Raw genomic sequence first — 13,681 nt, 5'->3', positions numbered from 1 at the left:
GCCGTTTGGATGGCCGCCAGGGCTACTTCGACCTCGTGCGCTCGGCCTCCTGGGCCCGGGCCTTCTCGCGGAAGTCACGGGCGAACGAGGCGTACCGGTCCTCGGAGATGGCCTGGCGCACCTGCTTCATGAGACCCAGGAAGTAGTGGAGGTTGTGCAGGGTGTTGAGCCGCATGGCGAGGATTTCCCCCGCCACGAACAGGTGACGCAGGTAGGCCCGGCTGAAGTTGCGGCAGGTGTAGCAGGAGCAGGCCGGATCCGCGGGCCGGTCATCCTTGGCGTACGTGGCATTGCGGATGGTGACCTTGCCCTCCGAGGTGAAGAGCAGGCCGTTGCGCGCGCAACGGGTGGGCAGCACGCAGTCGAACATGTCCACCCCGTGCTCCACGCAGGTGACCAGGTCCACGGGCGTCCCCACCCCCATCAGGTAGCGCGGCTTGTCCCGGGGGAGCAGCGGAGCGGAGAAGGCCACGCCCTCGTGCATGGCCTCGGGGGTCTCCCCCACCGAGAAGCCTCCGAGCGCGTACCCCGGCAGGTCCACCGCGCACACCTGCTCGGCGTGGGCCTTGCGCAGATCCTTGTTCAGGCCCCCCTGGACGATGCCGAAGAGCGAGGAGCGCTCGCGGCTCCAGGCCTTCACGCACCGGTGCAGCCAGCGCGTGGTGCGCGCCAGGGACTTCTCCATGTAGGCCCGGTCCTCGGTGGAGGGCGGGCACTCGTCGAAGGCCATGATGATGTCCGCGCCGAGCGTCTCCTGAATCTCGATGGAGCGCTCGGGGGACAGGAGGATGTGCCGACCGTCCAGGTGGGATTGGAAGGCCGCGCCCTCCTCGGTGATCTTCCGCTTCTCGGCGAGGCTGAAGACCTGGAAGCCCCCACTGTCGGTGAGCATGGGGCGGTCCCAGGAGATGAAGCGGTGCAGGCCGCCCATCTCCCCCACCAGGTCGTCTCCGGGGCGGAGCATCAGGTGGTAGGTGTTGCCGAGGATGATTTGAGCATCGAGCGTCAGCAGCTCATCCGGCCCCACGCCCTTGACGCTGCCCACGGTGCCCACGGGCATGAAGATGGGCGTCTCCACAAGGCCATGGGGGGTGTGCAGCCGCCCCCGGCGCGCGCGCGTGCCCGAGGCGTCCTCGTGCAGCAGCTCGTAGCGCACCAGGCTCGGTGGAACCCGGGTATCACCCTTCTCCTTGCGCGGCTCTCCCATTGCGTCGTGTCTCCTACTCCGTCACCAACATCGCGTCGCCGTACGAGAAGAACCGGTAGCCGGCGGCGACCGCCTCCCGGTAGGCCGCCAGGGTGCGCTCCCGGCCGAGCAGCGCGCTCACCAGCACCACCAGCGTCGAGCGCGGGAGGTGGAAGTTGGTGAGCAGCACGTCCACCTGCCGGAAGGTGAAACCGGGGCGGATGAACATCGTCGTCTCCCCCGGCCCGGCGCGCAGCGCGCCCGTGTCCGGGTCCGTGGCCGACTCCAGGGTGCGCACCACGGTGGTACCCACCGCCACCACCCGGCGGCCCTCGGCCTTCGCGGCGTTCACCGCCCGGGCGGTGGCCTCGGGGACGAAGTAGCGCTCCGGGTGCATGTGGTGCTTCTCGAGGTTCTCCTCCCGGACGGGGAGGAAGGTGCCGGGCCCCACGTCCAGCGTCACCTCGACGCGGTGGATGCCCCGGGCCGCGAGCGCCGCGAAGGTGGCCTCGGTGAAGTGCAGCCCCGCCGTGGGCGCCGCCACCGCGCCCGAGGCCCGCGCGTACACCGTCTGGTAACGCTCGGCGTCGGAGGCCTCGGGAGGGCGGGTGATGTAGGGCGGCAGAGGCAGGCGGCCGGCCTTCTCCAGCACCTCGGCGAGCGACGTGCCCGGCGCGGCGTGGAAGCGCACCCGGTACTCGCCGCCCCCGAGCGCCTCCAGCACCTCGGCATCCAGTCCTCCGGGGAAGGAGATGCGCGCCCCGGGCTTGAGGCCCTTGGAGGCCTGGCCGAGGCAGATCCACTCGAGGGCCTCGGCGGCGCCTCCGAGTGCCTGGGAGGTGAGCGTGGGGGCCGACGGGCGGACGACGAGCAGTTCCACACGGCCGCCGGTGCCGGCCTTGGAGCCGAGGAGCCGTGCGGGGATGACGCGGGCGTCGTTGACGACGAGCAGGTCGCCCTCGCGCAGCAGCCCGGGCAGCTCGGAGAAGTGGCGGTGGGCCCACGCACCCGAAGCGCGGCTCACCACCATGAGGCGGGAGGCATCCCGGGTGGAGAGGGGCGCCTGGGCGATCTGCGCCTCGGGCAGTTCGAAGTCGTAATCGGAGAGCAGTGACGACACGGGAGGAGGCGCTTCTAACAGCCCGGGCGCCTCGACGAAACGGGATGTATCAGTAGAGATGCTGCAGCTCGGTCCCCGGGTAGTAGTGCAGGAGGATGTCCCGGTAGGAGAGCCCCTCGTCCGCGAGCGCCTTGGCGCCCCACTGGCACAGGCCGGCGCCGTGGCCGTAGCCACGGCCATTGAAGTGCCAGCCACCGGAAGTGTGCTCCACGTCGAACTCCAGGCTCTTGAGCTTCGTGTAGCCGAGCTTGCGCCGGAGGGTCGCCCCATCGAGCGAGGCGCCGCTGGAGGTGACCACCCGGTTCACCCGGTGGGTGCTGGTGCGGGAGGTGACGCGGAAGCCCTCGGTGGACTGGCCCAGGGCGGAGCGCAGCTCGGAGTCGGAGAGGGTGGCGCTCCAGCGGCTGGCGGGCAGACGGCCACACGGGCAGTCCACGGCCCGCAGATAGGGGAGCGCGCGCCCGAGGGCATTCTGGCCGGTCTCGGTCCGGCCGCCGCAGGAGGCATGGAAGTAGGCCTCGATGGGGGCGAGCTCGTAGGTGAGCACCTCTCCCCGGGTGGCCTCCACGGCGGAGCGGGTGCGCGCGTCCTCGCGATTGACGCCACCGTAGACCTGGTGGAGCACGCTGCTGCCCATGTGGAAGGGGCTGCCGTAGGTCTCGAGCTTCTTCTGGAGGGCGTAGGTGCGGGCGGCCACGGCCTGGGCCTTGAGGGCCTCGAGGGGGAAGGACACGGGCATCTCGCTGCCGAGCACGGCGGCCAGGTAGTCCTCGAGCGGGATGACGTTGATGAGCTGGAGTCCGCCCTTGTAGATGCGCACGACGACGTCGCCACGAACCTCCATGTCACCCGCGCGCAGGGGTGAGGAGCCGGGCACCCCCGCGTCCTGCGCGTCCAGGCCGGCGCGGAAACGCACCGAGTTACCGATGACGGGGGCCCCGTTGAGCTCCAGGCGCGAGCCCTTGCGCCGGACGACGACGCTGTCCTGGTCGAGTGGGGAGAAGCGGGCATCCTCGGTATCGGAGCCGAAGGACAGACCCTTCCCACTCACACGCACCTCGCTCTGGGCGTCGCCCATGGCGATGCGCATGGTCTCCACGGCGAGCGCGCGGAGGGGCGCGAGCAGGAGCAGCAGCAGTGCGACAGGACGCAACATGCCGGTCAGTGTAGGGGGCGGTGCACGAGGCTCAAGAAATCGGCCGGCGGATGACGGAGAATGCCGCCCCCGTGTCCCCTGCCCCCGACGCCTCCCGCCTCTCCTCGACCGCCGAGCTCCGCGCGGCGCTCCGAGCGCTGCCGTACCGCACCTCCGCCTTCCTCGTGACGCGGCTGGTGCAGAACCGCTCGCAGGAGGACAGCGCGACCTTCTACGGCATCTCGAAGGAGGCGTTCTCGGTCCACCTGCTGAGGGCCGGCCTGGCCCTGACGAAGGAGGCGGCCCTCCCCTGCCGGCAGCCGGAGAACGACACGGAGGAGGACGTCTGGGCGCGGGCACTCGCCGAGGCGCTGGAGCGTGAGACGGCGGCGGTGCCGCCCGCGCTGGCGGGGACGGTGGCGCTGTGCCGGCGACTGCGCGAACTGGGCCCGGAGGTAGCGGCGGCGCTCGAGGCGGCCGAGCACGAGGAGGAGGACTCTCCGAAGCGCCAACGGGAAGACTGGCTGAGGAAGCTGGCGGTGCTGGCCCTGTTGGGACTGACGGCATACCTGTACTGCAATCGCCCCGAGGAGCGCCCTCCACCTGTCCAACCGCGGTCCATCGAACGCTGAGGCCCTGGACGGAGCGGGCGGCCGACGCATAAGGGAGACGCATGCGCGCTGCGAGCCTTGCCCTGCTGACGCTGGCCCTCGTGGGATGTCCCAAGCAGGTGGATACCCGGGTGGCCGGCTCGGACGATGACCAGCTCACCACCTACGAGGCGCGGCTCGAGGAGCTACGAGCCCGAAGCGCCTCCGCGGGAGACATGTCCTGTTCGGACCGGTGCACCCTCTCCACCCAGACGTGCGGCGTGGCGGAAGACCTCTGCGACGTGGTGACGGACCATCCGGACCGGACGGATCTCCCGCGGCGGTGCGTTCGGGCGAGGGAGTCCTGCGCGGAAACGACGGACAGCTGCACGCGTTGCCGGGATCGCTGAACCCATCTCCCTCTCCCGCTGGGAGAGGGTCGGGGTGAGGGTATCGGCTCCTGGGTTCTTCCCACGAGATTACCCACGGGTCCCCAACCTCCCATACGATGGGGAGGCCCACCAGGCCCACCCAGGAGCCTCCATGTCCCGCCGTCTCTCCATCCTGCTGTTCTCGAGCTGGCTCACCGTGCCGGGCCTCGTGCTCGCCGAGGATCTCACGCCCGAGCAGCTCGCCCGAATCCGGCGCGACGAGAAGGCCGCGGAGGCGAAGGTGAACGCGGCGCACGGCAACAAGAAGCCGTCGGAGATGACCAACGCCGAGCGGCGGCAGATGATCCGCGAGCAGCAGGAAGCCCTCCAGGAAGTGATGGAGAAGAATGGGGTGTCGCGGAAGGACTACGCGCGGCAGACGGCCCGGATGGGGCCGAAGCAGAACGCGGAGGTAGATGCCGCGGAGAAGGAACTGGAGGCGAAGGAGAAGGCCGCGGCCTCGAAGGCCCATGGGCCCGGGGAGATCCAGGTCCAGCAGGGGTTCAGCGACGAGAATCCGGTGACACTGGAGGAGCAGGAGGGCTCACTGCCCGCGGTGGAGCACGGCCTGCCCTCTGGAGAGGAAACCCCGGCCAAATAGGCGCAGGGTCCGTCCGAGGAGAAGTAACCCCCCTCCCCTACCCCCAACGCTTCTGCTGCCACACGGAGTCGTAGGGGCAGGAGCAGTCGGTCTCCTCGGGCTCGGGGTAGTCGTAGCGCTCGCCCTTGTAGTTGCGGAATACGGTCTTCTGCTCACCGCGCTCGAGCACGTAATCGGGCTGGAGCGTCACCTTGCCGCCGCCGCCGGGCAGGTCCACGGCGAGGTGGGGCACGGCGAGCCCGGTGGTGTGACCGCGCAACTGCTGGAGGATCTCCATGCCCTTGGAAATGGGGGTGCGCAGGTGCTCGCAGCCCTCGGCCACGTCCATCTGGTGGAGGTAGTACGGGCGGACGCGGATGCGCAGGAGGGCGTGGGAGAGCTCCTTGATGATGCGGGCATCCGAGTTGAGCCGCCGCATGAGCACGGCCTGGTTTTCCACGGGGACGCCGTGGTCCACGAGCCGCTCGCAGGCCTCGCGGGCCTCGGGGGTCACTTCCTTCGGGTGGTTGAAGTGGGTGACGACGTAGAGGGGGGCGTAGCGGCGCAGGAGACGGGCCAGCGAGTCGGTGACGCGCATGGGCAGACACACGGGCACGCGGGTCCCGATGCGCACCATCTCCACGTGGGGGATGTCGTACAGGGGCGCGAGCAGCTCCTCCAGCCGCTCCTCGGAGAGGAGGAACGGATCCCCACCGGAGATGAGCACGTCGCGCACCTCGGGGTGGCGGCGGATGTACTCGATGCCGCGGCGCATCTGCTCCTTGGAGAGCTCGGCCTCACCGCCCTTGGTGATACGGCGGCGGGTGCAGTGGCGGCAGTAGACGGAGCACGTGTCGAGCGCGAGGAAGAGCACGCGGTCCGGGTACTTGTGGACGATGGCCTCCTCGGGCCGGGTCTTGTCCTCGCCGAGCGGATCCGCGAGCTCACCGGGGCGGATGCGGGCCTCGGCGCGCACGGGAATGGACTGCATCCGGATGGGACAGAGCGGATGGTCCCGGTCGATGAGGGACAGGTAATACGGGCTGATGCCGATGCGGAACAGGGACGAGGTCTCCTGCACGCCGGCGCGCTCATCGGGCGTGAGGGGGACGAACTTCTCCAGCTGCGCGAGGTTGCGCACGGCATGGCGCTGGTGCCAGCGCCAGTCGGACCACTCGGCGTCGGTGGCCTCGGGAAAGAGGGCCCGGCGCCCGGCCTCGGAAGCCGGACGCGAGGGAGCGCCCTTGGAGGGCGGCGCTGAGGGGAACATCACGCCGCCTTGGCCTGCTCGCGCCACCACTGCTGGCCCGACTCGGGCAGCGTGTAGATGGGGTCGAAGTACTCGTACTTGCGCGAGAGGGCATCGGGGTCATTGCCCTCGATGCCGGTGCGGTAGTTCTTGGTCCAGTACGAGATGCCGCGCTCGCGGTCGTAATCGGCCACCTGGTGGATCCAGCGCTTACCGACGAAGGGCACGTCGCAGACGATGCGCGGGGTGGCGAAGCCGGGCATGTACCCCATGATGTCGTGCTGGAGCTGCTGGGCCTCGGCCACGCTGAGCCGCCAGTGCTCCGAGTTGGGGATCATGTCGCACATGTAGAAGTAGTACGGGAGGATCTTCGCGTGATCGAGCAGCGTGAAGCACAGCTCGAGGAGTTCCTTGGGGGAGCTGTTGACGCCGCGCAGGAGCACGCCCTGGTTGCGCACGTCGCGGAAACCCATGTCGAGCAACTTGCGCACGGCCTTGCCCACGAGCGGGGTGAGCTGGCGGGCGTTGTTGACGTGGGTGTGGAGCGCGAGGTCCACGCCGCGCTCGTTGGCCTTCTTGGCGAGGCGCTCCAGTCCCTGCAGCACCTGATCCTGGAGAAAGTGCTGGGGGATGGCCATGAGGCCCTTGCTGGCCAGGCGGATGTCCCGGATGTTGGGGATATCGAGCAGCGCGCTGACGAACGGCTCGAGGGCCTGGATGGGGAGGTTGGCGATGTCACCGCCGCTGACCACCACGTCGCGGACGGTGGGCGTCCGGCGCAGGTAGTCGAGCATCTGCTCGTAGCGCTCCTTCTGGGGGATGTTGAAGCGGTGCTTCTGGACCTGGGGGACGTCGTTGCCCACGAGATCCATGCGGGTGCAGTGGCCGCAGTACTGGGGGCAGGTGGGGAGCATCTCCGCCAGCACCTTGGTGGGGTAGCGGTGGGTGAGGCCCTCCACGACCCACATGTCCGCCTCGTGGAGGCTGTCGCGACTGGCCTTGGGGTGGTTGGGCCACTCGGGGTGCCGGTCGTCGAAGGCGGGTAGCATGTAACGGCGGACCGGGTCGTTCCACAGGTCCGTCTCGTCCAGGGTGTTGATCATCTGGGGCGGGACGAGGATGGACATCGTCGCGCGCTCGCGCTGATCGCGCTCCATGCTGGCCAGGAGATCCTCGGGCAGCAGATGGCCGAGGACGGCCTGGAGCTCCTTGAGGTTCTTGACGGTGTGCTTGCGCTGCCAGACGGAACTTTCCCACTCGGCCTGGGTCACGTTCTTGTAGCCGGGCAGGCGTCTCCAGTCCGGCTCCACGAATTCACGGCGGAGAGGATAGGAGAAAGGCTGCTGCGCGGGGCCGGCCGAGGAGGCCTTGCCGCGGATGGGCGTCGTCGTCATGGCAACCAACCTTAATGGAACCAGGGCCTGGGAACAGGAAGCCCTGGGAGAGGCCCCTCTTTACCCAACATTGGAAAGAGGGCAACGAATGCGTGATTACTCGATCGGGATGTTGATGAGCTTGGCCACATCCCCCTCGGAGATATCCACTTTCTGGGGCTTGCTCTGTTTGCCGCCGAGCTTGAAGACGACCGTGCGGCTACCCACCGGCAGGAGCAGCGGATTGCCGAGCGCCACGGGGGTCATGCGACCGGTGTTCTTGCCATCCACCCAGATCTGGGCCCCGGCGGGACGGGAGCTGCACGCGAGCTTGCCCTTGGCCACGACGCGAGGAGGAGGAGGCTTGCTGCTCCCGGAGCTGCTCCTCGAAGTCTGCCTGGTGACCTGGCGCTCCGGGGCGGGCGGGGGCTCCTCCTTCTCGAGTTCGAAGGGCACCTGCACTTCCGTGTCGCCATCGGAACGGAACTTGCCGGAGTAGCTCTTGTATCCGGCGCGCGAAGCCGTGAAGGAGTAGGTCTTCCCCACGGTGAGGTTGGCGAGCCTGGCGTCGGGCGTCTTGCCCACGCGCTTGCCACCGACCGCGACCTCCGCGCCGACATTTCCCACGAACACCGCCTCGAACGTCGTCGGCTTGGGAGGATCCTCGGCAGCGGGTGAAGTACCCGTCCCCGTCCCCGTGCCCGTATCGGCGGCCGATGCGGTCTGGGAGTCGGGGAGCTCCTTCGGATCATTCTCCGCGGACAGGGAGCCCGACGACGTATCGCTCTGAGCGCCAGTCCCCGTACCGGTACCGGTACCGGTGGCGTTGGCGTCCTGGGTGTCATTCGCCACGGGCTGATCGGGCGGAGGTTCGGCCACCAACTCCACGGACACGACCTGCGGACGCTGTCCCTTGGTGACGGTCACCGTCTTCTCCGCGAGCAGATGACCCGGGGCGGTGGCGGTCAGCTTGTGGGTCCCCTCGGGGAGTTCGATGACCTGGTTCTGCGCGTAGATCTGCCCGTCGATCCGGACCTCGGAGCCCTCCGCGGGCAGCACGGAGATCATCAGCCTGCCGGTACGGGGCCCGGAGAACAACACGACGCCCAGAATCACGAGCACGAACACCACGGCGCCCGCGGCAATCCCGAGGACGGCCTTCGAGGGGAGCTTCTTTCCGACTCCGGTGGCGGCGCGCGGTGCTGGTTTCTGGGGTGTGGGCTTCGGCTTCTCGGGCGCGGACGTCTGGGCCGTCGGCGGGAGGGTGATGGGGCCGGTCGTCTCCTCCTCCTGGGGATCGTCCAGCGGACCTCGCGCGCGGGGATCGTCGTACTCGTCCGGAGCCTCGTCCTCGGGCAGTTGCTGCTCGTCCTGTTCGGCGTCCTGATGAGAGGAGGAGTCCAGCTCCTCATCCATCTGCAGCCTCATCCGCTGCCCTGTGGGCATCGGGCTCATCATGGTGCCACCCGACTCGATCTGACCGACACGGGTGGCGTTGGACTCCTCCAGAGCGTCCGGCTCCGGGCGAGCCGTGGGAGCGGGCCCGATGACGGTGGCGCCAGAGTAACCCTCCCCTTCTTCCCCGATGACCACCTGCGGCCTCGCGCCGCGGAACCTGTCACGAGGGGTGGGAGGCAGGGTTTCATCCAACTCGGGAGGGTAGTTCGTCTCTCCGGTGAGGCTGTCGTCGACCAGCACACTGGCCGAGGGCTCCGGGCTGGAGGAATCTGGCCGCAGAATGATGGAAGGATCGAAGATCTGAGTCTTGTCCCCTGCACCATCGAGCTCGGCCAGCTCTTCCTCGGTAGGAGGCGGCACGTGGCCGTTGTTCAGGGCGGGCTGGGCCAGGGCCGTGGGCGAACGGCCGGCCACGGGCGTCGCGGGGAGAGCCTGTTGCCGACGCGGAGAACGGGAGGAGATGTCACCCGTGACGCCAGAGGCCTCGATCTGCTCCGGGCGCTCGACGGAAGCGTAGCGCTCCATCTTCTCGGCCTCGCGGATGATGTCCTCCGCGAAGGCCTCCTTCATGTAGCCCGAGAGATGCTTGGACGAGTAGATGGCATCCCCGGCCAGGAGGAACCGCATGAGGTCCTCCTGGAGATCCGACGCCCACTGATAGCGCTCCTCCGCATCACGGGCGAGGGCCTTGAGCATCACCTTCTCGAGGCCAACCGGAACATTCGGGTTGAACTGACGCGGAGTGGGCACATCCGCGTTGCGCACCTTCTCCAGGGTGGAGAAATCCGACTCGCCGACGAACAACCGCTCGCCCGTGAGCATCTCGTAGAGGATGACGCCCACCGCGAAGATGTCGCTGCGACGATCGATGGGCAGGCCGCGGACCTGCTCCGGGCTCATGTAGCCGAACTTGCCCTTGAGGATGCCGGCCTGCGTCTTCTGCGACCGGTTCGCCGCCTTCGCGATACCGAAGTCGATGAGCTTCACCTCTCCCTCGTACGAAATGAGGATGTTCTGCGGAGAGATGTCGCGATGGATGATGTTCAGGTCCTGCCCGCGGGCGTCCTTCTTGCGGTGCGCGTAGTCGAGCCCCTCGCAAATCTTCGAGGCGACGAAGACGGCCTGGGCCGTGGGCATGATCTCCTTGCGCCGCCGGTATCGCTCCAGGAGCGTGCGCAGATCCCGCCCGGACACGTACTCCATGGCGATGAAGTAGGTGTCCTCGTGCTTCCCGAGCTCGTGGATGTGCACGATGTTGGCGTGGTTCAGCTGCACGCTGATCCGCGCCTCATCGATGAACATCGTGATGAACTCGTCGTCCTCCGCCATCGTCGGGAGGATCTTCTTGATGGCGAGGATCCGTTCGAACCCCTCGACGCCGAAGGCCTTGGCCGTGAAGACCTCCGCCATGCCGCCAACGTTGATGCGCTCGAGGAGGAGGTACTTGCCAAATAAGGTCGGCTTCTTCATTGCGTGGATCCGCCCGCACCCGGAAGGCCACAGCGCCGCTCAGGGGGGAACGGTGGGTGGAAAAACCGGACGAACCCGGGACTTTAGTCGGAGCACGGACGGTGAGTCAAACCACCCCGGAGGGCGGATTCTCCAAGAGTTCCAGCCACTTGGGCCATACAAGCATCCACCGAACGGCTGGCCGGGAGTCACTCCGTCCGAATTCGCGAAGGCGGAGACCACAACGAGCACTGCCATCAAGCAGGGCGAATCCACACGCCGCGCAGCACCGCGCGAGGCGGAGCGCGTCTCGCAGCGATTCGGGCGTACGGAAGGCAGAGGTGCCCGACCAGGCACCGGTGCGGCGCCACCCGGCGGAGCAGGCCACCACCCAACGTCGGCCCGGGGGCAGGAGCGCGCGCCGCGGCAGCCCGCAAAGGGGAAGGCCCCGGGTCTCACGTGGCGTGAGACCCGGGGCCTTCAAAAAAATCCGGCAGCGACCTACTCTCCCGCGCGGTTTCCCGCGGAGTACCATCGGCTCTGGAGGGCTTAACTTCCGTGTTCGGGATGGGAACGGGTGGGACCCCTCCGACATTGCCACCGGAAAACATGTGACTCGTACATACAAAGGGTAGTTTTCAATTTCCTGCTGACAGAAGCTGGTGCCTTCTTCCGGGCCCGGCGCCGCTCGCTTCGGAGCGCGCTCAGGGGCCTCGACCTTGGCCTCGAATCCCTTACTCCCCCCTTGGGGTGGAGCCTGTGAGAGATTGAGGTAAAGTAAGCCGCACGACCAATTAGTACCGGTTAGCTCAACGCGTTACCGCGCTTACACACCCGGCCTATCAACGTCGTAGTCTTCGACGGGTCTTCAGGGGCTTGCGCCCGGGATACCTATTCTCGAGGTCGGTTTCCCGCTTAGATGCTTTCAGCGGTTATCCAATCGACACATGGCTACCCAGCGATGCCTCTGGCGAGACAACTGGTACACCAGCGGTGTCTCCAACCCGGTCCTCTCGTACTAAGGTCAGAGCCTCTCAAGTATCCTACGCCCACAGCAGATAGGGACCAAACTGTCTCACGACGTTTTGAACCCAGCTCGCGTACCGCTTTAATTGGCGAACAGCCAAACCCTTGGGACCTGCTCCAGCCCCAGGATGCGATGAGCCGACATCGAGGTGCCAAACCTCCCCGTCGATGTGAACTCTTGGGGAGATAAGCCTGTTATCCCCGGAGTACCTTTTATCCGTTGAGCGATGGCCCTTCCATTCAGGACCACCGGATCACTATGACCTGCTTTCGCACCTGCTCGACATGTCTGTCTCGCAGTCAAGCTCCCTTATGCCATTGCACTCGACGCCCGGTTTCCAATCGGGCTGAGGGAACCATCGCGCGCCTCCGTTACATTTTGGGAGGCGACCGCCCCAGTCAAACTACCCACCAGACAGTGTCCCAACTCCCGTTGAGGGGGCATGGTTAGACACCAGAATCCGACAGGGTGGTATTTCACCGTTGCCTCCACCGAACCTGGCGGCCCGGCTTCAAAGGCTCCCACCTATCCTACACAGTCGAACCCTAGTGTCACTGTCAAGTTGTAGTAAAGGTTCACGGGGTCTTTCCGTCTTGCTGCGGGTAAACTGCATCGGCACAGCTATTTCAATTTCGCTGAGTCCCTCTCCGAGACAGTGCGGAAGTCGTTACTCCATTCGTGCAGGTCGGAACTTACCCGACAAGGAATTTCGCTACCTTAGGACCGTTATAGTTACGGCCGCCGTTTACTGGGGCTTCGGATCATCGCTTCGCCTTGCGGCTGACGAATCCCCTTAACCTTCCAGCACCGGGCAGGAGTCAGACCCTATACGTCGGCTTCTTGCCTTCGCAGAGTCCTGTGTTTTTGGTAAACAGTCGCTACCGCCATTTCTCTGCAACCTCTCTCGGCTCCAGCTGTACGCCTTCACCTACCAGAGGCCCACCTTCTTCCGAAGTTACGGTGGAAATTTGCCTAGTTCCTTGGAGGAGAGTTCTCTCAAGCGCCTTAGGATTTTCTCCTCACCCACCTGTGTCGGTTTGCGGTACGGACACCCTGTAGACTCCCCGCGGAACTTTTCTTGGAAGCCGAGCATCAACGACTTACCCCGTGAGGGGCGCCATCAGGTCTCGGGGATGGCTGCCGCGCCTTTTCATCGTACGCGACACCCCTACGCCTTTGGACTGGCACAACCACCGGCCAGCTCGTCTAGCTTTCTCCGTCCTTCCTCGGTTCAACGTCTACAAGATGGCGCAGGAATATTAACCTGCTTGCCATCACCTACGCCTTTCGGCCTCGGCTTAGGTCCCGGCTAACCCTGGGAAGATTAACTTGACCCAGGAAACCTTGGGTTTACGGCGAGGGGGTTTCCCACCCCCTTTATCGCTACTCATTTCGGCATCAGCACTCGCAACCGCTCCAGCAGCCCTTGCGGTCTACCTTCGCTGCAGTTGCAACGCTCCTCTACCACTGCATACGCCTGACGTATGCAATCCGAAGCTTCGGCGCTAGTCTTGAGCCCCGTTACATTTTCGGCGCGGCCTGTCTCGACCAGTGAGCTATTACGCTTTCTTTAAAGGATGGCTGCTTCTAAGCCAACCTCCTGGTTGTCAATGACCTGCCACATCCTTTCTAGTGTTCACTTAGACTAGACTTGGGGGCCTTAGCTGTCGGTCTGGGTTATTCCCCTCTTGCCAATGGACGTTATCACCCACTGACTGCTTCCCGAGATAACAATTACCGGCATTCGGAGTTTGGTACGGTTTGGTAATCTGGTGAGACCCCTAGCCGTTCCAGTGCTCTACCTCCGGTATTGAATTCCTCGAGACGATACCTAAATATCTTTCGGGGAGAACCAGCTATCACGGAGTTTGATTGGCCTTTCACCCCTACACACAGCTCATCCCAGAAATTTTCAACTTTCATGAGTTCGGTCCTCCATGAGGTGTTACCCTCACTTCAACCTGGCCATGTGTAGATCACCCCGCTTCGGGTTATAATGCACGCAACTGTTTCGCCCGTTTCGGACTCGCTTTCGCTCCGGCTCCACCTAGCGGCTTAGCCTCGCTACGTACATTAAGTCGCC

9 protein-coding genes and 2 rRNA genes (1 of these 11 running past the window's edge) are annotated in these 13,681 nt (G+C 66.0%); 3 read left to right on the top strand and 8 right to left on the bottom strand.

Translation table 11 applies throughout. The annotated features are described in order from the left end of the window. Positions 1-22: 22 nt before the first annotated feature. From tgt to JQX13_RS35100, 3 genes are read right to left on the bottom strand one after another with little or no spacing between them, the layout of a single operon-like run. Positions 23-1,207, bottom strand: a complete 1,185-nt coding sequence (tgt, locus tag JQX13_RS35110; RefSeq protein WP_203403815.1) for a tRNA guanosine(34) transglycosylase Tgt — start codon at positions 1,205-1,207, stop codon at positions 23-25. A gap of 13 nt (positions 1,208-1,220) precedes the next feature. Continuing rightward, positions 1,221-2,306, bottom strand: coding sequence for a tRNA preQ1(34) S-adenosylmethionine ribosyltransferase-isomerase QueA (queA, locus tag JQX13_RS35105; RefSeq protein ID WP_203403814.1), 1,086 nt, complete (start codon positions 2,304-2,306; stop codon positions 1,221-1,223). Positions 2,307-2,355: 49 nt separating this feature from the next. Next, the gene (locus tag JQX13_RS35100; protein ID WP_203403813.1) at positions 2,356-3,462 is read right to left on the bottom strand and encodes a SpoIID/LytB domain-containing protein; all 1,107 of its coding nucleotides are present in this window, start codon (positions 3,460-3,462) and stop codon (positions 2,356-2,358) included. A 71-nt stretch (positions 3,463-3,533) separates the two neighbouring features. Between JQX13_RS35100 and JQX13_RS35095 the strand changes: the two genes are divergently transcribed. The 3 genes from JQX13_RS35095 (at position 3,534) to JQX13_RS35085 (ending at position 5,063) form a co-directional block, all read left to right on the top strand. Continuing rightward, the gene (locus JQX13_RS35095; protein WP_239014041.1) at positions 3,534-4,073 is read left to right on the top strand and encodes a hypothetical protein; all 540 of its coding nucleotides are present in this window, start codon (positions 3,534-3,536) and stop codon (positions 4,071-4,073) included. 41 nt (positions 4,074-4,114) lie between these two features. Next, entirely contained in the window at positions 4,115-4,441 is a 327-nt protein-coding gene (locus tag JQX13_RS35090; protein ID WP_203403811.1) for a hypothetical protein, read from the top strand. A 133-nt stretch (positions 4,442-4,574) separates the two neighbouring features. Beyond that, a complete protein-coding gene (locus JQX13_RS35085) occupies positions 4,575-5,063 on the top strand; it encodes a hypothetical protein (protein WP_203403810.1) in 489 nt (162 codons plus the stop codon). A gap of 37 nt (positions 5,064-5,100) precedes the next feature. Here the strand turns inward: JQX13_RS35085 and JQX13_RS35080 are convergent, their stop codons facing one another. The 5 genes from JQX13_RS35080 to JQX13_RS35060 all read right to left on the bottom strand — a co-directional run. Further along, on the bottom strand, positions 5,101-6,312 hold the full coding sequence (locus JQX13_RS35080) for a KamA family radical SAM protein (RefSeq protein WP_203403809.1): 1,212 nt from the start codon (positions 6,310-6,312) through the stop codon (positions 5,101-5,103). Continuing rightward, entirely contained in the window at positions 6,312-7,685 is a 1,374-nt protein-coding gene (locus JQX13_RS35075; RefSeq protein ID WP_203403808.1) for a KamA family radical SAM protein, read from the bottom strand. The genes JQX13_RS35080 and JQX13_RS35075 overlap by 1 nt, the downstream gene beginning before the upstream one ends. Positions 7,686-7,781: 96 nt before the next feature. Further along, a complete protein-coding gene (locus JQX13_RS35070) occupies positions 7,782-10,592 on the bottom strand; it encodes a serine/threonine protein kinase (protein WP_203403807.1) in 2,811 nt (936 codons plus the stop codon). Between the two features lie 467 nt (positions 10,593-11,059). Next, positions 11,060-11,176 (bottom strand): 5S ribosomal RNA (gene rrf / locus JQX13_RS35065). Positions 11,177-11,344: 168 nt separating this feature from the next. Next, a 23S ribosomal RNA gene (locus tag JQX13_RS35060) occupies positions 11,345-13,681 on the bottom strand (it continues 631 nt past the right edge of the window).

The organism is Archangium violaceum, assembly GCF_016859125.1.
GTDB lineage: Bacteria > Myxococcota > Myxococcia > Myxococcales > Myxococcaceae > Archangium > Archangium violaceum_A.
This window is presented reverse-complemented; position numbering and strand designations above follow the sequence as displayed.

Excerpts from the sequence above, each read along its gene's own strand:
- JQX13_RS35080 (WP_203403809.1), bottom strand. The coding sequence starts at position 6,312 with ATGTTCCCCTCAGCGCCGCCCTCCAAGGGCGCTCCCTCGCGTCCGGCT.
- JQX13_RS35070 (WP_203403807.1), bottom strand. The coding sequence starts at position 10,592 with ATGAAGAAGCCGACCTTATTTGGCAAGTACCTCCTCCTCGAGCGCATC.
- JQX13_RS35090 (WP_203403811.1), top strand. The coding sequence starts at position 4,115 with ATGCGCGCTGCGAGCCTTGCCCTGCTGACGCTGGCCCTCGTGGGATGT.
- tgt (WP_203403815.1), bottom strand. The coding sequence starts at position 1,207 with ATGGGAGAGCCGCGCAAGGAGAAGGGTGATACCCGGGTTCCACCGAGC.
- JQX13_RS35100 (WP_203403813.1), bottom strand. The coding sequence starts at position 3,462 with ATGTTGCGTCCTGTCGCACTGCTGCTGCTCCTGCTCGCGCCCCTCCGC.
- JQX13_RS35075 (WP_203403808.1), bottom strand. The coding sequence starts at position 7,685 with ATGACGACGACGCCCATCCGCGGCAAGGCCTCCTCGGCCGGCCCCGCG.
- JQX13_RS35085 (WP_203403810.1), top strand. The coding sequence starts at position 4,575 with ATGTCCCGCCGTCTCTCCATCCTGCTGTTCTCGAGCTGGCTCACCGTG.